Below are 26,162 nucleotides of genomic sequence, written 5' to 3'. Positions count from 1 at the left end.
GAGCGTGTCTTCCTCGTCACGAGCCAGTCTTCGGCTTTTCGACATGGCCGCCAAAGGCATAGCGCATGGCGGACAGCAGCTTGTCGGCGAATTCGGATTCGCCCTGCGAGGAGAACCGGTCGAACAGGGCCGAGGACAGAACCGGCGCCGGCACGCCGGTGTCGATCGCCGCCTTCAGCGTCCAGCGGCCTTCGCCGGAATCCGAAACCCGTCCGCCGAACTGCGTCAGCCCCGAATCGGCCTTCAACGCGCCTGCCGTGAGGTCGAGCAGCCAGGAGCCGATGACGCTGCCATGCCGCCAGACCTCGGCTACCTCGGCGATATCGATGTCGAACTGGTAATATTGCGGGTTTTCCAATGGACTGGTTTCAGCGTCGGCCGTCCGCTGTCTCTTGCCCGCATTCGCCGACCTCAGGATGTTCATGCCCTCGGCATAGGCGGCCATGACGCCGTACTCGATGCCGTTGTGGACCATCTTGACGAAATGGCCGGCGCCGCTCGGTCCGCAGTGGAGATAGCCGAAGGGGGCGGTTCCGGCATCCTTGCCGGGGGCGGGCACTCCGGCATCGGCGCCCGGCGCCAGGGTGGCGAAGACCGGATCGAGATGCTGGACCGCGCTGTCGGGGCCGCCGATCATCAGGCAATAGCCGCGCTCGAGGCCCCAGACGCCGCCGCTGGTGCCGACATCGACATAGTTCAAGCCTTTCGATGCCAGGCGCGCGGCATGGTCGACAGCCTCGTGATAATAGGAATTGCCGCCGTCGACGATGATGTCGCCCGGCTCCATCAGGTCGGCCACCTGGTCGACGACCCGGCTGGTGATCGCCGCCGGCAGCATCAGCCAGGCGCTGCGCGGCTTGGTCAGCTTGCCGACGAACTCCTCCATCGAAGCGGCTCCGATCGCGCCAGCCGTCACAAGGGCTTCAACGCTGGCCGGGTTGATGTCGTAGACCACGCATTCGTGGCCATCGCGCAGCAGGCGCCGCACCATGTTGGCGCCCATCCTGCCCAGTCCCATCATTCCGATCTGCATGTTTTTCGTCCTGCTTCTTGAGGGATAGAAGATCTACTTGCTCTATCGCTGGAGCATGATCTTTTCCGAACCGAAGGTCAGCGAAGCAAAACCGGCTTCCATTTTTCGCTAACGCGGACCTCGGTTCGGGATCATGCTCTAGTCCGGCTTGTCGATACCGACGGAAAAGTCGACATTCTCCCAACGGCCGGCATCGGGCCAGAAAAAAGTAAAGACGATCATATCGCCCGGCGGAACATCGGCAACGGGCAGGTCTGTGAGATGGATGCCGAAGGCGTTCTCGATCGTCGCGGCGTCATGGACGATTGCCCAATTATCGTTGCTCCAATGGACCACTGCCCGGGCCAGCAGTTCGATGCGCAGCAGCTTGCCGGCGGGCATGGCGCGGAGCTTGTGATTGAAGCGCCATGTCCGGCGCGGCGCCACGGTCCTGTCCTCGATGTAGCGTTTCACGCCTTGCGGCGGCATGTCGAAGACGGCGCCGTCATTGAGCGAGCGCAGCAGCTTGATATGCTCCGAATGCGCCCAGACCAGAGGCATGGCGCTGCCCGACGGTCCGCCGTGCCGCAGTTCGTGTTCGGCCATGTCGGGACCATCCCAGACCTGCTCCGGCAGCAGGGCGCCAGACCCGGCAGAATCCTCCAGGGCCTTTAACAGGCTCGCTGCTTTGTCCTTGCGTCCCGCCGCCAGTTCGTAATGGGCGCGCTCGCCGACCAGCAGCGGCCAGGGCCGGCCCTGGCCGGTCCCGTCGAAGGGCGCGCCGTTGGCGTGCTCGCCATAGCCGTCGCTGGTATAGCGATACCAGACAGGCCCCTGCGGCAGGTCGCAGCGCAGCTGCGCATCGATGACCTTGACCGTGCCGACGATGCGCGGATCGTCGGCGGCCCTGAGGCCGAAGCGGACGAGCGCCAGCGCATCCGGGCTGACGATCGCCTCGGCCGGCCGGTCGCTATCGCCCGGCGGCCGGTTCTTTATCGGCACATAGCCGTCCTTCGGCGACGCCGCGCCGGCGGTGTCGGGCGGCGCGATGCGGACATAATAGCCCTCGACGCCGACCTCTTTGCCGAGTGGAGTGCCGGTGACATAGGTCCAGGGCTCGATCTGGTCGTTCCAGACATCGGCGGTTTCCCGCAGATAGTTTGCCGGCTTTGCTTTGCCGCAAGTTTCGAACATGTCGGCCGCGGCCAGCAGGGCGGCGATCTCGACGGCCAGCGTGAACGGGCTGTAGCCGGCATCCTCTTCCCAGCGGTCTTCGCCGGTGACCGGACCGTTGCGCACGACGTAGGAAGCGGCGCGCTCGATCATTGGCATGAAGGAGCGCAACGCGGCGTCTGCCAGATGCCCAGCCCGGCGCAGCGCGTCTGCGAGCAGCAGCGGAAACGCGCATTCGTCCATCTGGATGCCCGGCCAATAGGCTGATCCGTCGAGCCAGGCGTTCTGCGGCCAATGCCCATCCGGCTGCTGGATCGAGCGGAGATAGGCGAGGATCTCAAGCGCTTGCGCCGGATCGCCGGCGGCGAGGAAGCCGCCCGCGGTTTCGACCAGGTCGCGCGGCCAGACCAGATGATAGCCGCCGATATCGTCATCGCCCTTGCTGAAGCCCCACGGGATCGACAGGCTGGCGACGGCCGCTCCGGTGGATGAGCGATGCGTTGCCAGAACCGCTGTGCTGAGGCGATAGGTGTTGATCCCCGCTATATGCCGGTCCAGCGGCAGCAAGCTAGCCTGCCACTCCCGCCATTTTTCGACATACGATTCGGCGGCGGGCGCAAAGCCTCGCTTCAGGCTGGCCGAGGCATTTTCCGCCGCCTCTTGCGGCGTCGTTCCGAAACCCAGCGCCAGCAGCGCCCGGGTGTTCGCGGCCGAAAAGCCGATCTCCCCGGTCAGCGCGACATTGCCGTCCTCGGCCCTGCGGCAAGCCTGGTCGAGCCGGCCGTCGCGACGGAGTTGCTGCCAGCCGTCGGAGACGCCGACATAGCCGGCCGAGCATGCTCCCCAGGGCAGCGACGAGGCGAGCGCTAGGCAAACGCCACGTCCCGATGCAAACAGGACAGGCGTTCCCTCGTGGTCGCCGACCCAGGCGGTGTTGGCCATGCCGGCGTTGACCAGATGCGGCGCCAGCAGCGCGTAGACGCGGTGGTCGGCCTGTGTGCCTCTCAGCGGCGTGAAGCTGATTTCCTGCAGCAAAGCAGGATGTTCCGAATCCGTAACGATACGCTTTTCGATCCGGTAGGTGGCGGCGGTGTTGACCAGCCTGTAGGCGGGCACGCCGTCCTCGAACGGCTCGAGGCTGTGCACGGCATCGCGCTTCTCTTCCGAGAAACAGCCGCCGGGGCCGGTGACGACCAGACCCATGTCTCGGGTGCAGGCGCTGTCGAGGCGGGGATAATAGACCTCGTTGAGGATGCCGTGGCTGATCGTGAACCAGACAGGACATGCCGGCGAAAGCGCGGTTCCGACGCCGCTCTTGGCGCTCGAGGTCCAGCGCGCCGGAATTCCGGGTGCGCCCGGCGCAACAGTCGGCGTCACTGCCATTCGATTTCGGCCTCCAGACCCTTCCCTAGCCCATGAGCCAAAGGCTTTTCAATCATTGCACCGCAAGTTGATCGCCAACTCTGCGCGGATTGCAGTTGACAGCTTGCGAGCCATCTGAATTTGTCTGACAATAGATAAAAAACAGGGACGCGAATTTTAACAACCATCAGCAGTCTACAAAAGATCAGCAACTCAGGGAGGAGTATGACATGAAGAAAATGCTCGTTTTGGGGGCATTCGCGGCGATGCTCGCGTCAGGCACCGCACTGGCCGATACCAGCGACAAGAAGATCGCCTTCTCCAACAATTATGCCGGCAATTCATGGCGCCAGGCGATGCTCGACAGCTACGGCATCGTCACCAAGAAGGCGGTCGAAGACAAGGTGGTCGCCGCCGCGGACATCTTCACGACGGCCGACAAGGAAGTGCCGACCCAGGCAGCCCAGGTCCAGAACCTGATCCTCCAAGGCTATGACGCGATCGTCATCAACGCCGCCTCGCCGGACGCGCTCAACGGCGCCATCAAGCAGGCCTGCGACGCCGGCATCGTCGTCGTTTCCTTTGATGGCATCGTCACCGAGCCCTGCGCCTACCGTGTGGTCGTTGACTTCAAGGACATGGGCAAGCAGGAAGTCGAGCAGATGGCCAAATTCCAGCCCAAGGGCGGCAATCTGCTGGAAATCCGCGGCCTTGCCGGCACGTCGATCGATGACGCCATTCATGCCGGAATTCTGGAAGGCGTCGCCGCTCACCCCGAGTTCAAGATCGTCGGTTCGGTGACCGGCGACTGGGATCAGACCACAGCACAGAAGGCGGTCGCGACGATCCTGCCGTCGCTGCCGGAAATCGTCGGCGTCGTCGATCAGGGCGGCGACGGCTATGGCGCGGCACAGGCTTTCGCCGCCGCCGGCAAACCGCGCCCGACCATCATCATGGGCAATCGCCAGGACGAGCTGCAATGGTGGAAGGAACAGAAGGACAAGGACGGCTATCAGACCTGGTCGGCCTCCATCGCGCCGGGCGTATCGTCGCTGGCTTTCTGGGTAGCGCAGCAGGTGCTCGACGGCCGCACCGACATCCCGCATGATCTCTTGGTGCCATACCTCGCGTTCACCCAGGATGATTTCGAGGCTGCGCTGCCGAAAATCCCCAAGGGTGGTGTGGCCAGCCACGAATACACACAGGAAGACGCCATCGCAGCCATCAAAGCCAACATCAAGTGAACGTGGCACATTGTCAGCTGCATCGCCAACCGGACATCGCTAGGGATGCCTAACGCAGACATCGTCAGGCTGGACGGCGCCGAAAAACATTCCGGCGCCGCCAATATGGACATCATCAGACTGGACGGAGCCGAAAAACATTTCGGCGCCGTCAGGGCGCTCGCCGGCGTCGATTTCCACGTCGGTTCCGGTGAATGCGTCGGGCTCGTCGGCCACAATGGCGCGGGCAAGTCGACGCTCATGCATATGGTGGCCGGCACGCTTATACCCGAGAGCGGTCAGATCGCGGTGCGCAGCCGCGTCGAAGACAATTATTCGGTGCCGCGCGCCCAGCAGCTCGGCATACGCTGCGTGTTCCAGGAACTCTCGCTCTGCCCGAACCTCAGCGTTGCCGAGAACACGCGTATCAACCACCCGGCATTGCGCGGCCTCGGCTGGCGACGCAAGGCTGCCGATCTCATCACGGCCAAGCTCGACGAGATCTTCCCGGACCACAGCATCTCCGCCGCCGATATCGCCAGCGACCTTTCCATCGGCAAGCGGCAGATGGTCGAGGTGGCGCGTGCCTTCACGGTGACGCAGGATCCGCTCGAGCTGGTCATCCTCGACGAGCCGACATCCTCGCTCGACGCGCACACGGCCGGCCAGTTGCTGGCCTTCGTCCGGCGTTTTGTCGCCGGGGGCAAGAGCTGCATCCTGATCTCGCATGTTCTGGGCGAGGTGCTCGGGAATGCCGACCGCATCGTGGTGATGCGCGACGGCAAGGTCGTTGCGTCGGATGCGGCTAAGGCTTTCGATCGCGACAGGCTGGTGACGACCATGGGTGGAGCGGAAGCGCGTGAGAAGATCGCGGCCGAAATCGCGATCCAAAAGCCGGAAACCGGCCCGCTGCGGGTCCGGGCCCGCCCGGCGCGGCAACAGGATGGCAACGAACTTGTGGCGCATGCCGGCGAGATCATCGGCCTTGCCGGGCTTGCCGGCCACGGCCAGACCGACCTGCTGCTGGCGATCTTCGCCGCCGCTGCGGCTCGCGCCAAGACCGGCATCGAAGTCACCGCGCCGGTGGCGCTGGTGGCCGGCGACCGCCAGTCTGACGGGATTTTCCCGCAGTGGTCGATTGCGCAAAACATCGGCATCCGCTCGCTGGCGCGATTGCGCAACGGCCTGCTGATCTCGCCGCAGCGCGAAGCCGAGCTCGCCGACTTCTGGCAAAAGAAAATCGGCATCCGCACCCCCGACATGAACAACAACATCTTCTCGCTGTCCGGCGGCAACCAGCAGAAGGTCCTGTTTGCCCGGGCGCTCGGCTCCGACGCCAAGATCGTGCTGATGGACGATCCGATGCGCGGCGTCGACATCGGCACCAAGCTCGAAGTCTACGACCTCGTGCGCGAAGAGGCCGGCCGCGGCCGCACCTTCCTCTGGTACACCACGGAAACCGAAGAGCTCGACAATTGCCACCATATCTATGTCTTCAAGAACGGCCGGATCGTCGCCAAGCTTGGTCGCGACGAACTGACCGAGGAAAAGATCATTCAGTCCTCGTTCGGCGACGCGGCCTGAGATGACGGCAGCACCTGTCGAGACCGGTCCCAAGAGTTCTTCCGAGCGCGGCGCGCTGGCGCGGGCGCGCCTGCTGCGCGGGCTGCTGCCTGCGATGTCGCTGGTGCTGGTGCTGCTGGCGATTGCCTGGCTCAACCCGCGCGCCATCAGCTATTTCGGATTCAGCCTGATGCTCAATTTGGCGGTCCCGATCGCCCTGGCGACGATCGCGCAGATGTTCGTCATCGCCGGCAACGAGCTGGACCTGTCGATCGGCACGTTCGTCGGTTTCGTCGGCTGCGTCACGGCGACGTGGCTGAAGGACACGCCGCTGGTCGGCGTCTTGATCCTGCTCGGGTCGATCGGCGTCTATGCGCTGCTCGGCGCGCTGATCCATCTGCGCAATCTGCCTTCAATCGTCGTGACGCTCGGCATGAGTTTTGTCTGGCAGGGGCTGGCCATCCTGATCCTGCCGAAGCCCGGCGGCAAGGCGCCGGACTGGCTGCTGTCGCTCATGGCTTTCAAGCCGCCTTTGGTTCCCTTCCCGATCATTGCGGCGTTGCTGATCGCTGCGGTTGTTTATTTCGGGCTGATGCGCACTTCTTATGGCGTGATCCTGCGCGGATCGGGCGGCAATGCCGCCGTACTCGAACGCGCCGGCTGGTCGCTGCTCAAGACCAAGATCGTGCTGTTTGCACTCGCCGGCCTGTTCGGCGTGCTGTCCGGTATGGCCTTGATCGGCATCACCACCTCGGCCGACGCCAATATCGGCAATGGCTACACGCTGCTGTCGATCGCCGGCGTCATCCTTGGCGGCGGCGAATTCGTCGGCGGCCGGGTGTCGCCGATCGGTGCGGTAATCGGCGCGCTGACATTGGCGCTGGCCGCGTCGCCGCTGCTGACCTTCATGCACATCCCGCCCGATTGGCAGGTGGCCGCCAATGGCGCCATCCTCATCATCGTGCTGGCGGCCCGGGTGCTCATCAGCCGCAGGGAGAGGTGAGCGATGGCATCGTTGCGACTGCTGCTCGCCAAACCCTGGATCTGGTCCTTCATCGGCGCGCTGCTGGTGTGGCTGGCGACGATCACCTTCACCGGTGGCTATGGCGGCGGCGGTATGATCACGGCAGCACTTTCGCTCGCCGTCTTCACCGTCATCGTCGGTGTCGGCCAGATGTTCGTGATCACGCTCGGTCCCGGCAATGTCGACCTGTCGCTGCCCGCCAATATCGGCCTCGCCAGCGCCGTCGCCATGAAGGTGATGGACGGCAATGATTCAATGATCGCCGTCGGGCTGCTGGCGGCGCTGGCCTGCGGCATGGCGATCGGCGCCGCCAATTATCTCTTGATCTGGGCGCTGCGTATTCCACCGATCATCGCCACGCTGTCGGCGAGCTTCATCATCCAGTCGATCGACATCAGCTACGGTCGCGGCTTGCAGATCAAGCCGCCGCCGGGCTTCGCCAGTTTCACCAACTGGCAGATTCTTGGCATTCCGGTGCTGGCGATCCTCACCGTGCTGTTCTCCATCGGTGCTGCAATCGCTCTGCAGCGCATGATCTATGGCCGTTCGGTGTTGGCGATCGGCCAGAACATCCGCGCAGCGTGGCTGGCCGGCGTCAATGTCGGCCGCATCCGTTTCCTCACCTATACGCTGTCGGGCGCGCTCGGCGGCCTCGACGGGGCGTTGCTCGCCGGCTATTTCCGCGGCGCCAATGTCGATATCGGCAACGAATATCTGCTGGCCTCGATCGCCGTCGTCGTCATCGGCGGCACGTCGGTGGCCGGCGGCAAGGCCAACGTGCCGGGTGTCTGGGGCGCGGCCCTGTTCCTAGTGCTGCTTTTGACCATGCTCAACACGTTCGGCGTCAGCGCCGGCGTCCGTCTGTTGCTGACCGGGCTGATCATCGTCGGCGTCATCACCGCCGCTGGCGGGCAGACAGCGCTGCGCTGAAGTGGCGGCCCTTGGCGGCGCTGACCCTGTGTCATCTCATACGTGCTTGCGGCCGCCGGCTTCGCGGAACCAACTGTCGGGATAGGGATACCACCAGCCCTGAATCGCCGGCTTGTGGTCGATGATGACCATCTTGGAGCGGCGGAAGGCATCCAGCCCCTGGCGTCCAAGCTCGCGGCCGATGCCCGACGCCTTCCAGCCGCCGAACGGCAGCGCGTCATTGTCGATCAGCGGATTGTTGACCCAGACCATGCCGGCTTCAAGCCGCTCCGCAGCCTCATGCGCCTCGGCGAGATCGGTGGTGAACACCGAGGCGCCGAGCCCGAACGGGCTGTCATTGGCAAGTTCTATCGCCTCGTCGAAATCCTTGACCCGGCAAATCGCGGCGACAGGTCCGAAACATTCTTCGCGCACGATCGCCATGTTGGGGGTGACGCCGGTCAGGATCGTCGGCTCGTAGAACCAGCCGACATTGTGCGCCGGCGGAATGCGCCCGCCGGTGATCGCCTTGGCACCATTGCGCACCGCATCGTCGACCAGCCGCATGACTTTTGCCCGCGCCGCCTCGCTGACCAGCGGCCCGATCTCGGTCTTGTCGAGGCCGTTGCCGATGCGCAGCGCCCGTGTCTTCTCTGCAAACAGCTCGACAAACCGGTCGTGAACGGCATCGACGACGAAAAAGCGTTCGGCCGAGGTGCAGACCTGGCCGGTGAGATGGAACGCGGCGGTGACGCTGCCGGCGGCCGCCACGTCGAGCGGGGCGTGTCGGCTGATGATCAGCGGATCGCTGCCGCCGGCCTCGATGACGCAAGGCTTCATGCGCTCGGCGCAGGCGACGGCGACAGCCTTGCCGGCGGCGACCGAACCGGTGAAGGCAACCGCATGGGTGCGGTCGGAGGCGATCAAAGCCTGCGCCGTGGCCGCCGCGCCGGGCAGGCAGGAAACCAGGCCCTCCGGCAGGGAGTGGAACACGGTCATGTAATCCAGCGTCGACAAAGTCGTCGCTTCGGCGGGCTTGATCACACAGGCATTGCCGGCGGCAAGCGAGGCGGCAACGGTCCAGCACATCAACAGGATCGGGAAATTGTAGGGCATGATGTGCACCGACGTGCCGTAGGGCTCGTAGCGCGCATACTGGAACGATCCGGCCTGCGTCGTGCCGGCGATCTTGCCGGCGTCGTCGCGCGCCATTTCGGCGTAGTAGCGGAAGATCGGCGCGCAATTGGCGATCTCGCCGATCGCTTCCGGATAGGGCTTGCCCATCTCGCGCACCATCAGCTCGGCGCAGCGGGTGAAATCGGCCGCCTCGATGGCGTTGGCGACTGCATGCAGGTGCTTTGCTCGGCTCTTGGTGTCGAGCTGCTTCCACGCCGCTTGCGCCTTGGTCGCCGCAGTGAGCACGGCGTCGATCTCGCCATCGGCTGCGGCAGCGATGGCGCCGACGATCTCGAGCGTCGCAGGATCGATCACCGGTTTTGCCGCACCGGTCATCGGCCGGTAATCCGGATTGATGAAGAAGATCGGCCGGTCAGCGGAGAATTCCATGGTCTTCCTTTCAACCTCGCTCAGCGGATCATGTAGACCTTCTTGATGGTCTCATGGACGGTGCAAACGCCCTTCCAGTCCTGCGGAAAGAACGCCGCCGTGTCCGGTTCGATCTCGATCACCTCGCCGGATTCGTGGACATAGGTGCAGCGGCCCTCGAGGAAATGGCAGAATTCGTCGCGGGTGACGTGGCAGTGCCATTTGCCCGGGGTGCAGACCCAGAGCCCACATTCGGAGCGGCCTTCTGGTCCCTTGTGCAGCAATTTGCCGGAGGTGCGAGAATCTCCCTCGATCATGGTGGGGATGACGCCCCAGTCGACGAGGTCGGTGAGGGCGAGCGGCGATTTCATGATCGGTGTCGGCATGTCGTGAAGCTCCAGTGGCTGGCTTCAGGCCAGCATGTAGATGTTGCGGATGGTCTCGTGGACGGTGCACTCGCCGGTCCAGCCGGCCGGGAACATGACAACCGTGGCGGCGGAGACTTCTATCACCTCGCCGTCGTCCGATCGGTAGGTCGCGCGGCCGGCAACGAAATGGCACAATTCGTCGCGCGGGATCGCCAGCCGCCAGCGGCCGGGGGTGCAGACCCAGATGCCGGATTCCGGCTGGTTGTCCGGCCCCTTGTGGACGAGCCTGCCGGTCGAGTGCGAAGCACCTTCCAGCGCGTCCGGCTGTGCGCCCCAGTCGACGAAGTCGGTGCGGGTCGAGGCTTGGCGGAGGTGTGGGGCGGAGGAGGTCATGTGGGAGCTCCGCCATGCTTGTGCTTGAGGTGCCCGCGCTCTACGGCGCCCCCCTCTGGCCTACCGGCCATCTCCCCCACTTGGGGGGAGATCAGATGTCGCGTCGGCTTTCGCCAATCATCAGCGTTGAAGAATGCGCGCGGCGAATAACGCAGCCAATCTCCCCCCAAGTGGGGGAGATGTCCGGCAGGACAGAGGGGGGCGCGAAGGAACGCCATACCCATCAGTCCGCTCACAGCAGCTTCTCCAGCAGCCCCGCCGCTTTCTCCGGGCCGTTCTGCGCCTGCATCTGCGCCGACGTCTTCGCCAGCTTGGCCTTGATTGCCGGGTCGGCAAGGCAAGCTTCAATTTTCGAGATCAGCTCGGCATCGCTCCAGTCGTAGCGCTGCATGCCGAAGCCGTGGCCGGTCTCCTCGACCCGGGTCGCGTTGTCGTGGCCATCCCAGACATAGGGCATGATGATCGCCGGCTTGCCGAAGTAGAGACACTCCGTGAACGAGTTGTTGCCGCCATGGTGGATCACCGCATCGACCTGCGGGATCACCGAGGGCTGCGGAAACCAGCTCTCGACGATGACGTTGCCGGGCACTTGTGCGTATTGGTCCTTGTAGCCGCCGACATTGACCAGCGCCCGGTAGCGCGTCTTGGCCAGCGTCGCGATGATGCGCTTCAAGAGATCGACATCGCCGGCGCCAAGGCTGCCGAACGAGACGTAGAGCAGCGGCCCGTCATTATTCTCAGCAAAGGTCGGCACGGTGTAGGGCTTCTCCTGCCGCACGCAGCCTTCCAGATACTGGAATTTTGCCGGGTCGAGCGGATGGCGGCGCTTGAACTTTGCCGCCTCGGGATAAAGCAGCAGGTTGAGGTAGGGCGAGGCCTCGAAGAACTGGCCGATCGGATACGGCGCTTCGTTGTTCGCTTTCAAAAACGCATTGAAGTCGTCATGAATCGGCTTGATGACCGCGTTGAAATGGTCGCGGTAGCGCTGATGGCAGGCGTGGTCGTTCTCGCCGCAGCCGGACAGATGCGGCGGGATGTCCTCGTCCTCGATCTCGTTTTCCGAGCAGGAGATGACGCGCACCCACGGCTTGCCATACTGCTTGATCGCCGGGAACAGGATGACGTTGTCGACGCAGATGACGTCGGGCTTGATCGTCGCAAGCACGCCGGGCAGGTCCTTCTCAGCCCATTTGGCGCTGTCGACGATCGCCGTCCAGCAGTCCTTCACGTAATTGTCGATCTGGTCGTAGGGCGATTTGCGAAAATTCGGGATGTGGCCGTTGATGAAGTCCTCCCAGAATTTTGCCATCTGCTCGGGCGGCATCGGCTCGGACAGGTTCACCGGATGCGCCTCGAAGCCGTAGCCCTTGTAGACGTCGACGAAGCCGGGGTCCGACAGGAACACCGCTCTGTGGCCGCGCGCCTCGATCGCCTGGGCGATGCCGACGGAATTGAGCGCCGGGCCGTAGGCCGCTTCCGGAAAAAACGCGATGGTCTTCTGCGCCATGAAAGTTCTCCTTCAATCAATCTGCGAAAATTCTGACGTCGGCGGCATCCCAGCCGAGCTCGACCGCATCGCCCGACGCGACCGGGCGGCGGTCGGCGGCGTCGGCGGTGACGCGCACCAGGAACGGTTTTTGTGACAGAGCGGTGCGGACATGCAGCTGCAGGTCGAGCCCGTGATAGGCGAGCGCCTCGACGATGCCGGCAACACGGTTGGCCGTCTCTGGCGGCGGGAACAGCCGGATACGCTCGGGCCGTACCGAAGCGACCGCCGCAGCGCCGGGCGAAAGTATTGCGGGAACCGTGCCTGATATCCGCGCACCATTGGCTGCCAGCACCCCGTCGGCGGCGGCTTTGCCCGGCACGAAATTCATGACGCCGATGAAGTCGGCGACGAAACGGTCGGCCGGACGCTCATAGACCGCATGCGGCGTGTCGCATTGCAGCAGCTTGCCGTCCCTCAGCACCGCCATGCGGTCGGCCATGACGAGCGATTCCTCCTGGTCATGGGTGACGATGACGAAGGTGATGCCGACTTCGTGCTGCAGGCGCTTCAGCTCCAGTTGCATGGCGCCGCGCAACTTCTTGTCGAGCGCACCGAGCGGCTCGTCGAGCAGCAGCAGACGCGGCCTCTTGACCAGCGCCCGGGCAAGCGCGACGCGCTGCTTCTGGCCGCCCGACAATTGCTCCGGCTTGCGGTCGGCGAAGGCGACGAGCTCGGTCGTCGCCAGGATGGCGTCGACGCGGGAACGGATTTCCTTCGCCGGCAGGCGTTCCATTTCAAGGCCGTAGGAAACATTGGCGCGGACGCTCATATGCGGAAACAGCGCGTAGGACTGGAACATCAGGTTGACCGGCCGCCTGTTGGGCGGGGTTTTGGCGATGTCGCGGCCGTCGAGCAGGATACGACCGTGATTGGGCGTCTCGAAGCCGGCCAGCATGCGCAGCAGCGTGGTCTTGCCGCAGCCCGAAGGTCCGAGCAAAGCGAAAAACTCGTTCTCGCGGATATCGAGCGAGATGCCGTCCACGGCCGTCACCCGGCCAAAGTTCTTCGACACCTTGTCGATCGCCAGCAGCGTGCGGGGCTCGCTCATTGGCCGATGACTCCGCGATTGAGCCGCTGCGACAGGGTCAGCGCGGTGATTGAGACCGCCATGACGATGGTCGCCAATGCATTGATCTCCGGCGTGATGCCGAAGCGGATCATCGAATAGATCTGCATCGGCAGCGTGGTCGAGGCGCGGCCGGCACCGGCCGTGAAGAACGCGATGATGAACTCGTCGACCGAAAGGGTGAAGGCGAGCAGCGCGCCGGCGACGACCGCCGGCAGGATGACCGGCAATGTCACCCGCCTGAAGGTGGTGACGGCCGAGGCGCCGAGATCGGCGGAGGCCTCGACGATCGACCAGTCGAAGCTCTTCAGCCGCGCGCGCACCACCGAGCAGACGAAGGCGAGGTTGAAGACGACATGGGCGAGGATGATGGTATGCAGGCCCAACGTGAAATCGAGCATGGAAAAGAAGCTGAGCAGCGCGACCGCCAGCACGATGTCGGGAATGATCATCGGCGCAAAGATCAGCGCCTCGAGGCCGCTTCCGTACTGCCGGCGCATTTCGACGCCGATGGCCAGCAAGGTGCCAAGCAGCGTGGCGATGGCTGTCGAGACCAGCGCCACGATCAGCGTGTTGAGGGCGGCGGAAAGGATCGCGGCGTTTCCGGCGAGCGAGGCATACCATTTCAGCGAAAAGCCCGACCAGACGGTCGGCAGCCCGCCTTGGTTGAAGGACAGCGCCACCAGCACGGCGATCGGAATGTAGAGGAAGGCAAAGACCAGCGAAAGCACGAGCCAGAGCGTGCGCCGTGTAGCGGGGGAGCGCTCAGTCATCGGCGCCTCCTTTCGCTTGGGCGATACGGCCCGCGGCGCGATCGGCGGCCAAGGCCTGCGCCGTCAGCACCAAAAGCATGATGGCGATCAGCGCCATCGCCAGCGCTGCGCCGAACGGCCAGTCATTGGCGGTCAGGAACTGGTCGTAGACAAGATTGCCGATCATCTGGAAACGACCGCCGCCGAGCAGTGCCGGCGTGACGAAATTGCCGATCGACAGCACGAAGACGAACACCGCCCCGGCGGCGATGCCCGGCACCGTCAGTGGCAGGATGACCCGGCGAAATGTGGTCATGGCCGAAGCGCCGAGATCGCGCGATGCCTCGGCGAGCTCCGGATTGAGCCGCGATAGCGGCGCGTAGCAGGCGAGGATGACGAAAGGCAGGTAATTGTAGACCAGACCGGCGATGACGGCGCCTTCGGTATAGAGCATCGACGGCGGCTCGCCGGTGTAGCCGAACCAGCGCAAGAGCTGGGTGATCAGGCCTTCGCGGTTGAGCAGAACGATCCATGCATAGGTGCGGATCAGGTAATTGGACCAGAAAGGCAAGACGGCGAAGAACAGGAACACCGGCTGCCACCGGCGCGGTGCTGCCGCGATCGCATAGGCGGCGGCATAGCCGATCACCACCGCGATCAGCGTTGCCGTGCCGGCGATGCGCGCCGAATTGAGGAAGATGCCGGCATAGAGCGGGTCGAGCACCAGCCCGAAATTCTCCAGCGTGAAGCTGTATTCGATGCCGCCATAAATGCCGCGCCGGAAGAAGGCGAGCGCCAGAACCAGCGCGCATGGCACCACCATCAAGGCAGTGAGCCAGGCCAGCGCCGGCGCCATCAGCAAGGAGGAGCGAGAGGGTCTGTAAGAGTTCATTGAGGAGTACCCCCCTCTGGCCTGGCGGCCATCTCCCCCTCAAGGGGGGAGATCGGCAGGACCACGGCCTGCGGCCAATCTCCAGCGCCTCGAATGGTTGGAATGCGGGCGGTACTGCCAATCTCCCCCCTTGAGGGGGAGATGGCCGGCAGGCCAGAGGGGGGCGTGAAGGAACGCAAGCCTGATTCCAGATGCCGAAACTACTGCGCCGCCTTGATCTCGCTGACGATCTTCGAATAGTCGCGCTGGGCGTCGCCGACGTCGCGCAACTGCTCGAACTTGACCAGCTCGGCCACAGGCATGCTCATATTTGGGAATTTGGCGAGGAAATCGGCAGGCAGGCTTTCCATAGCCGGCTTGTTCGGCACCTTGTAGTCGATGTTCTGAGCCGCCCAGGCGTGGTTCTTGGCGTCCAGCATGAAGTTGATGAACTGGAAGGCGGCGTCCTTGTTGGCCGATGCCTTCATCACCACCATAGTATCGACCCACAGGTCCGAGCCTTCCTTGGGGATGACGTACTTAATCTCTGGATTCTCGGCGATGCCATAGTTGCACCAGCCATCCCATGCCTGCACCATCAGCGCCTCGCCCGAGACCAGCTTCGAGTAGAAGGTGGTGTCGTCATAGGCGAGCAAGGTCTTCTTGGCCGAGATCAGCAGGTCCTTGACCTCGGCGAGCTTGGCCGGATCGGTCTCGTTGACCGAATAGCCCTTGGCGAGCTGCCCGGCGGCAAGCAGCCAGCGGTCGGTTGCCAGCATCGTGGTCTTGCCTTTGAGTGCATCGGACGGGGCGAGAAGATCGTTCCAGCTGGCCGGCTCCGTCTTCACCAGATCCGAGCGGTAGCAGAGGCCAGTGGTGCCCCAGGTGTAAGGCACGGAAAAATTGTTGCCGACGTCGTGCGGCAGCTTGGCCGCCTCAGGATAGAGATTGGCGAGGTTGGGCACCTTGGCGTGGTCGATCGTCTCGATCAGGCCGAGATTGTTCAGCACTTCGGCGAAGGGCGAGGAAACGAAGACCACGTCATAGCCCTTGCCGCCCGAAGCGACGAGCTTGCCCATGATCTCCTCATTGGTGGCGTGAACGACGACCTCGCCGGAAACGCCGGTCGCTGCTTTGAAGGCGGCCATGGCGTCCGGCGCCATGTAGCCGTCCCAGTTCGAAATGACAAGGTCGGCGGCGGCCGCCGGCGCCGACAGCGCCAAGGCGAGGCCCAGCGCGATCGCGGAAGTTTTTAACGAACGGCCCCGCAGGGTGGTGGCGGTCATGACAGACTCCCATTCTGGTTGATCGTCGAATTCAATAAATCGTCGGACCAGCGCTTGCGATCATGCCGCCGCTTCGATCCTGTTCCCCGGTCTTTTTTGTTGCCGATTGACGTCACAGTACTATTGCAGAAAAAAGTACGTCAATCCATAATTTGTCAAAATCGCCGCGAAATCCAGCCGATCGCGCCCGCAAGGGCAATCGGTCAAACCGCAGCGGTCGAGCCCGTTCACGAGAAACGCCATGCAAGCCGTTGCCAGACGCCCGCGCACCAATCATCTTGATCTCGCGCAGCGCATTCTCGATGTGGCCCGGCAGCGCGGCTTCGCGGCCGGCGCCCATCTTCCGGAACAGCAGATCGCCTCGCTCTGCAACGTCTCGCGGACCCCGGTGCGGGCCGCGCTGCGCCTGCTCACCGAAAAAGGCGTCGTGCGCTGGGAAGCTGAATCCGGCTATCGGTTGGCCGTCGACCTCACCAAGCAGGCGACCCTTGCCACTGACCTGCCAAGCGCCGAGGAGGACGAACTCGCGGAGATGATCCTGCGCGATCGGTCGGCGCGCCGACTGGATCAGACGGTGACCATCGGCGCGCTGATGCGGCGCTATGGCGCCGAACGAAAGACGGTACTAAAAGCGCTAAAGAAACTGACAGACGAAAATCTTCTGGATCGCGCACCGGGACAGTCGTGGCTGTTCAGGCGAGCGCCTGACGATCCGGAGGCACAAGGGGAAAGCTATGAGTTCCGCCTGATGCTGGAACCCGCCGCCATTCTGGCGCCTGGCTTTCGGCTGGACGGGACGCGGGCGGCAGTCTTGCGCCAGGGCATGGAGGCGCTGCTGGCGCTGCCCGACGCCGCATTCGATATCAGAGAGTTCCAGCGGCTGGACATCGACTTTCACGGCATGATCGCCGACGGCTCCAGCAACCGCTTCGTCACCGACGCGCTGTCGGACCATCTCAGGCTGCGCCGGCTGCCGGGGACTTATGCCGGCGTCAACGTCTTCCGGCTGAAGCAATCGCTGCGCGAGCACCTGACCATACTCGACCAGTTGGAAAGCCGGCAGTATGAGGTTGCAGCCGATCTGGTTCGCGTCCACCTGCGAATGTCCCGCAGCCAGCGACCGCAGGCGGCCAGTCGCGGCGCCCCCGCATTGTTCGGCATGATCAGCCGGCCGGATTGACGAGGACCACGAGAACAGTGACGCGCAAAGCCAGCCCGACCATCGCGTTGTTTCCCGAAGCGAGCTTCGGCGCCGCGCTCAATTGCGTCGGCATCGCGCAGGCCTTGCGCGCAAGCGGCGCGCGGCCGGTGTTCATCTGTCACGCCGGCTTTTCCGGCGTGTTCGCCGACTACGGGTTTCAGGAATACCAGCTGCCGACCGACGATCCGCTGACCGACAGCGAACGCCAGAGCTATTGGCAGGCTTTCGTGCGCCGGCATCTGCCGCATTTCAGGCTGAGCCCGATCGACCAGCTCGAAACCTACGTCGCCCCGACCTGGGAAGCGATCGTCGATACCGCGGTCAATGCCGAGGCGCCGCTGCGCCAATTGCTGACCCGGTTGAAGCCGGACGCCGTGGTGCTCGACAACGTCATCATGTTTCCGGGGCTGGCTGCCGCCGGTTGCCCATGGGTGCGCGTCGTCTCCTGCGCCGAGACCGAGCTGCCCGACGCGAATGTACCGCCCTATCTGTCCGGTCTCGCCGCCGACGACCCCAGTCGCGCGGCCTTCGAGGCGCGCTATCTGGCAGCCGTCGCTCCGGCTCATGACCGGTTCAACCGGCTTCGGACCGACGCCGGTCTTGCACCCTTGCCGAAGGGGCTTTTTCTCGAAGCTTCGCCCGATCTCAATCTGCTGCTGACCCCAGCCATCGTGCGCAGGCAGCGCGCCGAGCCGCTCGACCCGGCCCGCTTCGTCTATCTCGAAGGCTGCGTCCGTTCGGAAGGGCCGTTCGACGTGCCGGTCTTTCCACGCAATGACGGGCCGCTGGTCTATCTCAGCTTCGGCAGTCTGGGCGCGATGGATGTCGGCCTGATCGAGCGCATGCTCGCCGTGTTCGACCGGCTTCCGGCCCGCTTCATCGTCAATGTCGGCGGTCTGCGCGACAGCTATCGCGCGGTTCCGGACAATGTCTATCTCGACGCCTGGTTTCCGCAGCCGTCGGTTGTCGCGAAATCCGATCTCTTCATCCATCACGGCGGCAACAACAGCTTTTGCGAAGCGCTGCGTTTCGGCGTTCCGTCGCTGATCATGCCCTATTGCTGGGACGGGCACGACAATGCGCAACGCGCCGAGGAAACCGGCGTCGGCCGCCACCTCAGCCGCGATGGCTGGAGCGACGACGAACTGGAACAGGCTATCCTTGGCCTAATGGCCGACGGTGAGATGCGCTTTCGTCTCAAGGAGAATGCGGCCACCATGGCGCGGGCGCCGGGAACGGACGCCGCCGCCGAAGCCATTCTCGCCCTCGTAAGGACGTGACCTGATGCTCAACACCACGACAACCGATGCACCGCAAATGACCCCGACGGACGATCCGAAGCGATGGCTGGAGCAGCAGGCGATCAGGGAAGTCGAGTGCCTGGTGCCGGATGTGAACGGCGTCTTGCGCGGTAAGACCCTGCCGACGGCCAAGTTCCTGAAGTCGCTCGAAGACCGCGCGCTCTATCTGCCGAGCAGCGCCTTCCTGGTCTGCATCGACGGCCGTTATTCCGGTTCCAACGACGAGGGCTTCGGCTATCAGGACCCCGACATGCGGATGGTGCCGGATGTTGCGACGCTGTGCCTTGCGCCGGGCGCCGAAGCGGGAAAAGCCTATGTCTTCGCCGATGCGTTTCATATGGACGACCGGCCGTGGATGGCCTCGCCGCGTCATGTCTTGAGCGCCGTGCTCGATCTCTATCGCCAGCGCGGCTGGCGGGCAGTGGTGGCGCCGGAGCTCGAATTCTATCTGACCGCGCCCAATCCCGATCCGGATCGGCCGCTGATCGCGCCGGTCGGGCGCAATGGCCGCTCAGAAAGCGTGCAGCACCCCTATGACATGGCGGCGCTGGAGGAATTCGAGCCGGTGATCCGGCGGCTCTACGACTATGCCGCTGCGGCCGGGCTGCCGCTCGACACGCTGATCCACGAATCGGGCACGGCGCAGCTCGAGATCAATTTCCTGCATGGCGAGGCGCTGCCGCTGGCCGACAAGGTGCTGCTGTTCAAGCGGTTGACGCGCCAGGCCGCGCAGGAAGGTGGCATGCATGCGACCTTCATGGCCAAGCCGATCGCCGCACAAGCCGGCAGCTCCATGCATCTCCACATGTCGGTCGTCGACGAGGCCGGGAATACGCTGTTTGCCGGGCGTGACGATGCCGACACCGAGATGTTCGGGCATTTCATCGGCGGCCTGCAAAAATACATTCCCGAGGTGATGCCGCTGTTTGCGCCGAACGTAAATTCGTTCCGCCGTATCCGGCCAAACCACAGCGCGCCCGCCAACATCGAGTGGTCGCACGACAACCGCTCCTGCGGGCTGCGCGTGCCGGCCGGCGGGCGGGCCGCGCGGCGGGTGGAAAACCGGCTGCCCGGCGCCGACGCCAACCCCTATCTGGCGATGGCCGGCTCGCTGCTCTGCGGCTATCTCGGCGTCGAGGAAAAGCTGTCGCGTTCGCCCGAGGCGTCGGGCAACGCCTATCGCAGCAAGAGCACGCTGCCCAAAACCATGGAGGAGGCGCTCGACCGTTTCGCCGCCTGCAGTCCGGTTCGGGACTTGCTCGGCGAGGATTTCGTCCAGACCTATCTGCGCGTCAAGAGCGTCGAGCTCGACCTGTTCCAGAGCGTCGTCACCAGCTGGGAACGCGACCACCTGTTGCTCAAGGTCTGATGATGGGCTTCAACTCCGGCCTGGATATCGGCAGATCCTACTATGTTGCAACAGCCAATCCGGCCCCTGATCATCCGGCGCTGCAGGGCGATGTCGACGCCGATCTGGTGGTGGTCGGCGGCGGCTGCACCGGCCTGTCCGCAGCCCTTCATGCCGCCGAGCGCGGGCTGAAGGTGGTTCTCCTCGAAGGCGGCAAGATCGGCTGGGGGGCGTCGGGGCGCAATGGCGGCCAGATCATCCCCGGCCTGCGCAAGGGCGCCAGGGGCCTGGTCAAGCTTTATGGGCCCGAACGGGCGCGGGCGCTTTTCGATCTCGCCCTCAAGGCGCGCGGGCTGGTGCTCGACCTGATCGAGCGCCATGCCATCGATTGCGACCTCCGGCTCACCGGCCATCTGGCCGGTGCGGTCAACGGCTCCGACCTGCGCGATCTCGAGGAAGAGGCCGAGTGCCTTGCCAGCGTGATGGACTTTCATGACGTCGAGATGCTGTCGGCGGCGCAGGCGCGTGAAATGGTGAACACGCCCTATCACGGCGCGATGTACGAGAAGCTCGGCGGCCATATGCATCCGCTGAACTACACGCTGGGTCTTGCCCGCGCCGCGGCAGCGGCAGGCGTCACCATCCACGAGAATTCGGTGGCGCTGCGGCTGGAGCGGGAACCATCCATCCGGATTTCCACGACCAAGGGCTCGGTCCGGGCCAGGCATGTCGTGCTGGCCGGCGACGCCCTGCTCCAGGGGCTCGAACCGCGCGTCAACAGCCGCATCATGCCGGTCGGCAACTACATCATCGCCACCGAGCCGCTGGACGACACCAGCGACGTCATCCCAAGCAATGCCGCCGTTTCCGACACACGCTTCGTCGTCAACTACTACCGGCTGTCGGCGGACGGCCGCCTGCTGTTCGGCGGCGGCGAGCGCTACACGCCGTCGCCGCCCGCAGACATTGCCGGCTTCGTGCGGCCGCATATGGAAAAGACCTTTCCGCAATTGCGCGGCCGCCGCATCGATCATGCCTGGGGTGGGCTGGTCTCGGTGACGACATCGCGCCTGCCGGATGTCGGCCACTATGGCGAGGTCTATTTTGCGCATGGCTATTCCGGCAAGGGCGTGGTCCTGTCGACGCTGTCGGGAAAGCTGCTTGCCGAGGCGATCACCGGCGATGCGTCGCGGCTCGATCTGTTTTCGACGCTGAGGCCAATGCCGTTTCCCGGCGGTACCGCCCTGCGCGGCCCGCTCTATGTGCTCGGCATGCTCTGGTACGCCATGCGCGATCGCATCAAGCATTGAGCAAGCGATCCACTGCCGCCGTGGTTTTGCGACGGAGGGCAGCCGGCTGCAGCTTCCCGACAAATTTGACCATGTGGACAAAGGTCGGACGCCGATCCATAGTTCCCTCGCCTAACAATTCAAAGAAACAGCCGGCTCGACATGGCGCCAATCAGAGGGGCATGCAATGGAAAACGGAAAGAGCAAAATCCAATCAAAACGCGAAGGGCTTTCGCGACGCGATTTGCTGGAACTCGGCGCGCTCGGCCTGGCGGCGGCCATGCTGACGGGCCAGGTCTTGGCGCAGGACAAGAAGCTCAAGGTGGCGGCGATCTTCGCCACGCCGACCGAGGAGCCATGGGTCCACCAGATCCATGTCGCCCTGCAGAGGGCCGAAAAGGAACTCGGCATCGAGTACAAATGGTCGGAGAAGGTGCAGACGGCCGATTTCAGCCGTGTGATGCGCGAATATGCGCAAGGCGGCTATGAGCTGGTGCTGGGCGACGCGTTCGCTGCCGAACGCGAATCCCGCCGCACCGCCAAGCAATTTCCGAAGGTCGCCTTCCTGTTCGGCTCCGGCGCCGGGCCGGCCGAGCCGAATTTCGCTGTCTTCGACAATTGGATCCACGAGCCCGCCTATCTCTCCGGCCTGATCGCGGGAAAGATGTCGAAATCAGGCATGATCGGCGCCGTCGCGGCGATGGGCATTCCGGAAGTGAACCGGCTGGTCAATGCCTTCTTTGCCGGCGCCCGCGAGGTCAATCCTGACATCAAGAGGAAGGTCGCTTTCATCGGCTCTTTCTTCGACCCGCCAAAGGCCAAGGAAGCGGCTATCGCCCAGATCGACGCCGGCGTCGACGTGATCTATGCCGAACGTTTCGGCGTCATCGAAGCGGCGGTCGAGAGGAAGATCCTCGCCATCTCCAACATGTCCGACCAGTCCAACCTCGGCCCGGACACGGTGATCACCGGCCCGGTCTGGGACATGTATCCGACGGTCGAGCATGCCATCAAACTGGTCAAGGCCGGCGTCTTCACCGCGCAGGATTACGGCGATTTCTCGCGCATGGCCAAGGGCGGCTCCTTTCTGGCGCCCTATCACAAATTCGACAAGACGCTGCCCGCCGACGTCAAGGAGCTGGTCGAGAAGAAAAAGGCCGAAATCCTCGACGGCAATTTCCGTGTCGTCGTCGACGAGAACACGCCGGTTTCGGATTGAGCGACCTACCCCTCCCCCTTGAGGGGGAGGGTGGCCCGAAGGGCCGGGTGGGGTCCGCTGTGACGCGCTCCATCCTTGTCGGTCTAAAATTCGAGGCAGTTGAGGTGACCCCTCCCACCTCGCTTCGCTCGGCACCCTCCCCTCAAGGGGGAGGGGTATCCGCGCCATTTCCCACCAGGAGCACTCTTGTCAACGCCCGCCCCTCTCATCGAAATGCGCGGCATCTCCAAGGGCTTCGGCGCCGTCATGGCGAACGAAGGCGTCGATCTTAGCGTCGCACAAGGCGAGATTCTCGGGCTGCTCGGTGAAAATGGCGCCGGCAAGACGACGCTGATGAACGTGCTGTTCGGCGCCTATGCGCCCGACGCCGGCGAGATCCTGGTTCAGGGCCGGCCGGTGACGATCAACAGCTCGGCCGATGCGCTCGCCGCCGGTATCGGCATGGTGCACCAGCATTTCCATCTGGCGCCGCGGCTTTCGGTGCTGGAAAACCTGCTGATCGGCATTCCCGGCAAATCGGGCCGGATCGACCGCGCCGGCGGGCTGGCGCGACTGGCGGAGATCGGCCGCCAGCATGGGCTCACGCTCGATCCGAATCGTCCCGTCTCGGCGCTTTCGATCGGCGAGCAGCAACGGCTCGAAATCGTCAAGGCGCTGTTTCGCGGTGCAAGGCTGCTGATCCTCGACGAGCCGACGGCGGTGCTGGCGCCGACAGAGGTCGACGGGCTGTTTTCGGCGCTGCGGTCGATGGCGGCCCAGGGTCTCGGCATCATCTTCATCTCGCACAAGCTTAACGAGGTCAGGGCGTTGACCCATCGCTGCGTGGTGCTGCGGCACGGCCGCGTGACCGGGCGCGTCGACGCACCTGCCAGCACCACCTCATCGGAGATGGCGCGGCTGATGTGCGGCCACGAGATCGTTCCGCCGGCCAGGGGACCGTCGACACCGGGTGCCGCGGTGCTGACCCTGGACGCCATCTCGACGTCGCGCCATTCCGGCATGGCGCTGCGCGACGTGTCGATCTCTGTGCGTGCCGGCGAGATCCTTGGCATTGCCGGTGTCTCGGGCAATGGCCAACGAGCGCTTGCCGAGGTGATCTCCGGCGTGACCGCGCCCGATGCCGGCCGGATGACGATAGCCGGCAAAGCTGTCTCGCGGTTCTCGTCGCGCGAGGTGCAGGCGCTCGGTCTCGGGCGCATCCCGGAAGACCGCATGACGACCGGCCTCGTCACCAATCTGCCGCTGGCGGATTCGATGGTGCTGCCGCGCATCGGCACGGCGGCGTTCAGCCGCAACGGCCTGCTCAGGCCAGATGCGATCCGCGCCTTCGCCGAGGCGCAGATCAAGGCCTATGACATACGCTGCCCCGGGCCGATGACGCGGGCCGGAGCGCTTTCCGGCGGCAATCTGCAAAAGGCGCTGCTGGCGCGCGAGCTCGCCTTCGATCCAAAGGTGCTGATCGTGTCGCAGCCGACGCGCGGCCTCGACATTGGCGCGGCGCGCTTCATCCACGAAAAGTTCCTCGACATGCGCGCCAGGGGCTGCGGCATCGTCGTCATCGGCGAAGATCTCGAAGAGCTGCTGATGCTCTGCGACCGTATTGCGGTGATGTATGAGGGGCGCATTGTCGGCACGCTGGACAGCGCCGACGCCACGATCGCGCGGCTCGGACTGATGATGACCGGGGCGGAGGGCCATAGTTGATGTTCCGCCTCGAAGCCCGCACCTCAACGCCCGCCTGGTTCAACCTGGCTCTGCCGTTGCTGGCTATCGGCGCGACATTGGTGCTGTGCAGCGGCCTCATCGCGCTGGCCGGTGCCGGGGTGATCGACGCCTATGGCGTGATGTTCTCGGCGTCGCTGGGCGACAGCTACGCCATCACCGAAACGCTGGTGCGCGCAACACCGATGATCCTCACCGGCCTTGCCGTGGCGGTCGCCTTCCGCGCCAAATTCTGGAACATCGGCGCCGAGGGGCAGTTGCTTGCCGGTGCGGTGGCGAGCTGCGCCGTCGGCGCCATTCCGATGCCGGGGCCGCTTGCCATGCTGCTGATGGCGCTCGCCGGCGCCGCCGCCGGCGCTGCGGTCGCCCTGGTCCCGGCGACGCTGCGGGTGAAATTCAAAGTCGATGATGTCGTCAGCTCACTGCTGCTCAACTCGGTCATCTTCTACGCCCTGATGGCGCTGATCGAAGGCCCGTGGAAAGACAGCTTTAGCGGCTACCCGATCTCGCCGCCGATCGAGGATTCAGCCAATTTTCCGGTGCTGCTCGAAGGCACGCGGCTGCATCTCGGCGTCGTGGCGGCGTTCCTGGCCGCGCCGGTCATCTGGTTCCTGATTGCGCGCACGACGCTCGGCTTCAGGATCAGGGTCATCGGCGAAAATCCCGAGGCCGCGCGCTATGGCGGCATCCATGTCGAGCGGGTGCTGATCTCGACGGCGCTGCTGTCCGGCGCCCTCGCCGGGCTTGCCGGCGTCAGCGAGGTCGGCGGCGTGCATTTCCAGGTGATGAGCGACATCTCGCCGGGCTATGGCTATTCCGGCATCGTCGTCGCCATGTTGGCGAGGCTCAATCCGCTCGGCGTGATGCCGGCAGCGCTGTTCCTCGCCGCCGTCATGACCGGCGCCGAGGCGATGTCGCGGGCCACCGGCGTTCCGGCCTTCCTTAGCGACGTCATCCAGGGCACCGCGCTGCTCGCCATGCTGGTGGCGCTGCTGTTCACGGCCTATCGCATCCGCCGCGTCGGAGCCGCACGATGAGCGTCGTGCTCGAACAGATTTTTCAGGTCGGTTTCCTGGCCGCGATCATCCGCATCGCAACGCCTTTGGCTTTTGCGACACTGGGCGAGATGTTCTCCGAGCGGGCCGGCGTGCTCAATCTCGGCATCGAAGGCATCATGCTGTTGTCGGCGATGACCGGCTTCACCGCGACCAGCCTCAGCGGCAGCCTGTGGCTCGGCGTGCTTGCGGCGGTGCTGACCGGTGCGCTGATGGGTGCCGTGCATGCGCTGTTCACGGTGGCTCTCGGCCTCAGCCAGCATGTCTGCGGCATCGGTGTGACGCTGTTCTCGTCGGGCCTGGCCTATTTCCTTTACCGGCTGATCTTCGGCCAGCAATCGGTGCCGCCCAGCATCAAGAGTTTCGAAACGCTGCCGATCCCTGTTCTCTCCGACATCCCGGTGGTCGGACCGGCGGTGTTCAACCAGTTTTCGCTGGTCTACATGGCGATGGCAGCCGTTCCGCTCGCCGCCTTCGTGCTCTACCGCACACCATGGGGCCTGTCGGTGCGCATGGTCGGCGAAAATCCGCGCGCCGCCGACTCGGCCGGCGTCGGCGTCATCGCGACGCGCTTCCAGGCGGTGATCCTTGGCGGTGCCCTGATGGGGCTGGCCGGGGCTTTCCTGTCGATGGTGCAGTTCAACGCCTTCACCTTCGGACTTGTTTCGGGGCGTGGCTGGGTGGCGATCGCGCTGGTCGTCTTCGGCCGCTGGGATCCCTGGCGCTCGGCAGGGGCTGCCCTGCTGTTCGCCTTCGTCGATGCCCTGCAACTGCGCATGCAGGCGAGCGGGCTCGGCCATATCCCCTATGAGGCGTTCCTGATGCTGCCCTTCATCTTCACCATCGTCGCCATGGCGGTGATGTCGCGCAACGCGGTCGCGCCTTCGGCGTTGCTCAAGCCGTTTCGCCGCGAAGAACGGTAACGGCGCTC

Annotated in this window: 22 protein-coding genes; 12 read left to right on the top strand and 10 right to left on the bottom strand. The window is 64.5% G+C overall.

Translation table 11 applies throughout. The features are described 5' to 3' along the window. Positions 1–16: 16 nt before the first annotated feature. Together gnd and BQ8794_RS22640 are read right to left on the bottom strand one after the other, a co-directional pair. Entirely contained in the window at positions 17–1,033 is a 1,017-nt protein-coding gene (gene gnd, locus BQ8794_RS22645; RefSeq protein ID WP_077380868.1) for a phosphogluconate dehydrogenase (NAD(+)-dependent, decarboxylating), read from the bottom strand. 138 nt (positions 1,034–1,171) lie between these two features. Beyond that, on the bottom strand, positions 1,172–3,568 hold the full coding sequence (locus BQ8794_RS22640) for a glucan 1,4-alpha-glucosidase (RefSeq protein WP_077380867.1): 2,397 nt from the start codon (positions 3,566–3,568) through the stop codon (positions 1,172–1,174). Positions 3,569–3,777: 209 nt separating this feature from the next. Here BQ8794_RS22640 and BQ8794_RS22635 point away from each other — a divergent pair, with 209 nt between their 5' ends. Genes BQ8794_RS22635 through BQ8794_RS22620 form a run of 4 tightly spaced genes read left to right on the top strand, consistent with a single transcriptional unit; the run spans position 3,778 to position 8,287 of the window. Then, entirely contained in the window at positions 3,778–4,791 is a 1,014-nt protein-coding gene (locus tag BQ8794_RS22635; protein ID WP_077380866.1) for an ABC transporter substrate-binding protein, read from the top strand. Between the two features lie 45 nt (positions 4,792–4,836). Continuing rightward, positions 4,837–6,354: an ATP-binding cassette domain-containing protein gene (locus BQ8794_RS22630; protein ID WP_077380865.1), complete on the top strand. Its 1,518-nt coding sequence runs from the start codon at positions 4,837–4,839 to the stop codon at positions 6,352–6,354. Between the two features lies 1 nt (position 6,355). Continuing rightward, positions 6,356–7,336, top strand: coding sequence for an ABC transporter permease (locus BQ8794_RS22625; protein ID WP_077380864.1), 981 nt, complete (start codon positions 6,356–6,358; stop codon positions 7,334–7,336). A 3-nt stretch (positions 7,337–7,339) separates the two neighbouring features. Beyond that, positions 7,340–8,287 carry an ABC transporter permease gene (locus tag BQ8794_RS22620; protein ID WP_077380863.1) on the top strand — a complete coding sequence of 316 codons (948 nt, stop codon included), beginning with the start codon at positions 7,340–7,342 and terminating at the stop codon, positions 8,285–8,287. A 36-nt stretch (positions 8,288–8,323) separates the two neighbouring features. Here the strand turns inward: BQ8794_RS22620 and BQ8794_RS22615 are convergent, their stop codons facing one another. The 8 genes from BQ8794_RS22615 to BQ8794_RS22575 all read right to left on the bottom strand — a co-directional run bounded on the left by BQ8794_RS22615 (position 8,324) and on the right by BQ8794_RS22575 (position 16,096). Then, positions 8,324–9,832, bottom strand: a complete 1,509-nt coding sequence (locus BQ8794_RS22615; protein WP_077380862.1) for an aldehyde dehydrogenase family protein — start codon at positions 9,830–9,832, stop codon at positions 8,324–8,326. Between the two features lie 20 nt (positions 9,833–9,852). Next, positions 9,853–10,197 (bottom strand): cupin domain-containing protein, encoded by a 345-nt coding sequence (locus BQ8794_RS22610; RefSeq protein ID WP_077380861.1) that lies wholly within the window; start codon positions 10,195–10,197, stop codon positions 9,853–9,855. Positions 10,198–10,221: 24 nt separating this feature from the next. Continuing rightward, positions 10,222–10,572: a cupin domain-containing protein gene (locus tag BQ8794_RS22605; protein ID WP_077380860.1), complete on the bottom strand. Its 351-nt coding sequence runs from the start codon at positions 10,570–10,572 to the stop codon at positions 10,222–10,224. 232 nt (positions 10,573–10,804) lie between these two features. Then, the gene (locus tag BQ8794_RS22595) at positions 10,805–12,079 is read right to left on the bottom strand and encodes a glycosyltransferase (protein ID WP_077380858.1); all 1,275 of its coding nucleotides are present in this window, start codon (positions 12,077–12,079) and stop codon (positions 10,805–10,807) included. Positions 12,080–12,095: 16 nt separating this feature from the next. After that, entirely contained in the window at positions 12,096–13,169 is a 1,074-nt protein-coding gene (locus tag BQ8794_RS22590) for an ABC transporter ATP-binding protein (protein ID WP_077380857.1), read from the bottom strand. Beyond that, the gene (locus BQ8794_RS22585; protein ID WP_077380856.1) at positions 13,166–13,960 is read right to left on the bottom strand and encodes an ABC transporter permease; all 795 of its coding nucleotides are present in this window, start codon (positions 13,958–13,960) and stop codon (positions 13,166–13,168) included. Before BQ8794_RS22585 ends, BQ8794_RS22590 begins: the two co-directional genes overlap by 4 nt. Beyond that, positions 13,953–14,795: an ABC transporter permease gene (locus BQ8794_RS22580; protein ID WP_077380855.1), complete on the bottom strand. Its 843-nt coding sequence runs from the start codon at positions 14,793–14,795 to the stop codon at positions 13,953–13,955. Before BQ8794_RS22580 ends, BQ8794_RS22585 begins: the two co-directional genes overlap by 8 nt. 236 nt (positions 14,796–15,031) lie before the next feature. Beyond that, entirely contained in the window at positions 15,032–16,096 is a 1,065-nt protein-coding gene (locus tag BQ8794_RS22575) for a polyamine ABC transporter substrate-binding protein (RefSeq protein WP_077380854.1), read from the bottom strand. Positions 16,097–16,337: 241 nt separating this feature from the next. Here BQ8794_RS22575 and BQ8794_RS22570 point away from each other — a divergent pair, with 241 nt between their 5' ends. From BQ8794_RS22570 to BQ8794_RS22535, 8 genes are all read left to right on the top strand, one after another. Then, complete coding sequence (locus BQ8794_RS22570; protein WP_077380853.1) at positions 16,338–17,276, top strand: GntR family transcriptional regulator; 939 nt, start codon at positions 16,338–16,340, stop codon at positions 17,274–17,276. Positions 17,277–17,293: 17 nt separating this feature from the next. Then, positions 17,294–18,577 (top strand): nucleotide disphospho-sugar-binding domain-containing protein, encoded by a 1,284-nt coding sequence (locus BQ8794_RS22565; protein ID WP_077380852.1) that lies wholly within the window; start codon positions 17,294–17,296, stop codon positions 18,575–18,577. 4 nt (positions 18,578–18,581) lie between these two features. Continuing rightward, positions 18,582–19,967, top strand: a complete 1,386-nt coding sequence (locus BQ8794_RS22560; protein ID WP_077380851.1) for a glutamine synthetase family protein — start codon at positions 18,582–18,584, stop codon at positions 19,965–19,967. Continuing rightward, complete coding sequence (locus BQ8794_RS22555) at positions 19,967–21,256, top strand: NAD(P)/FAD-dependent oxidoreductase (protein WP_077380850.1); 1,290 nt, start codon at positions 19,967–19,969, stop codon at positions 21,254–21,256. The genes BQ8794_RS22560 and BQ8794_RS22555 overlap by 1 nt, the downstream gene beginning before the upstream one ends. Positions 21,257–21,422: 166 nt before the next feature. Next, the gene (locus tag BQ8794_RS22550; RefSeq protein WP_077380849.1) at positions 21,423–22,454 is read left to right on the top strand and encodes a BMP family protein; all 1,032 of its coding nucleotides are present in this window, start codon (positions 21,423–21,425) and stop codon (positions 22,452–22,454) included. 213 nt (positions 22,455–22,667) lie between these two features. After that, complete coding sequence (locus BQ8794_RS22545; protein WP_077380848.1) at positions 22,668–24,158, top strand: ABC transporter ATP-binding protein; 1,491 nt, start codon at positions 22,668–22,670, stop codon at positions 24,156–24,158. Then, positions 24,158–25,213, top strand: a complete 1,056-nt coding sequence (locus tag BQ8794_RS22540) for an ABC transporter permease (RefSeq protein ID WP_077380847.1) — start codon at positions 24,158–24,160, stop codon at positions 25,211–25,213. Before BQ8794_RS22545 ends, BQ8794_RS22540 begins: the two co-directional genes overlap by 1 nt. Beyond that, positions 25,210–26,154, top strand: coding sequence for an ABC transporter permease (locus BQ8794_RS22535; protein ID WP_077380846.1), 945 nt, complete (start codon positions 25,210–25,212; stop codon positions 26,152–26,154). The genes BQ8794_RS22540 and BQ8794_RS22535 overlap by 4 nt, the downstream gene beginning before the upstream one ends. Positions 26,155–26,162: the final 8 nt, after the last annotated feature.

The sequence above is a fragment of the Mesorhizobium prunaredense genome (assembly GCF_900156895.1).
GTDB classification, from domain to species: domain Bacteria; phylum Pseudomonadota; class Alphaproteobacteria; order Rhizobiales; family Rhizobiaceae; genus Mesorhizobium; species Mesorhizobium prunaredense.
This window is presented reverse-complemented; position numbering and strand designations above follow the sequence as displayed.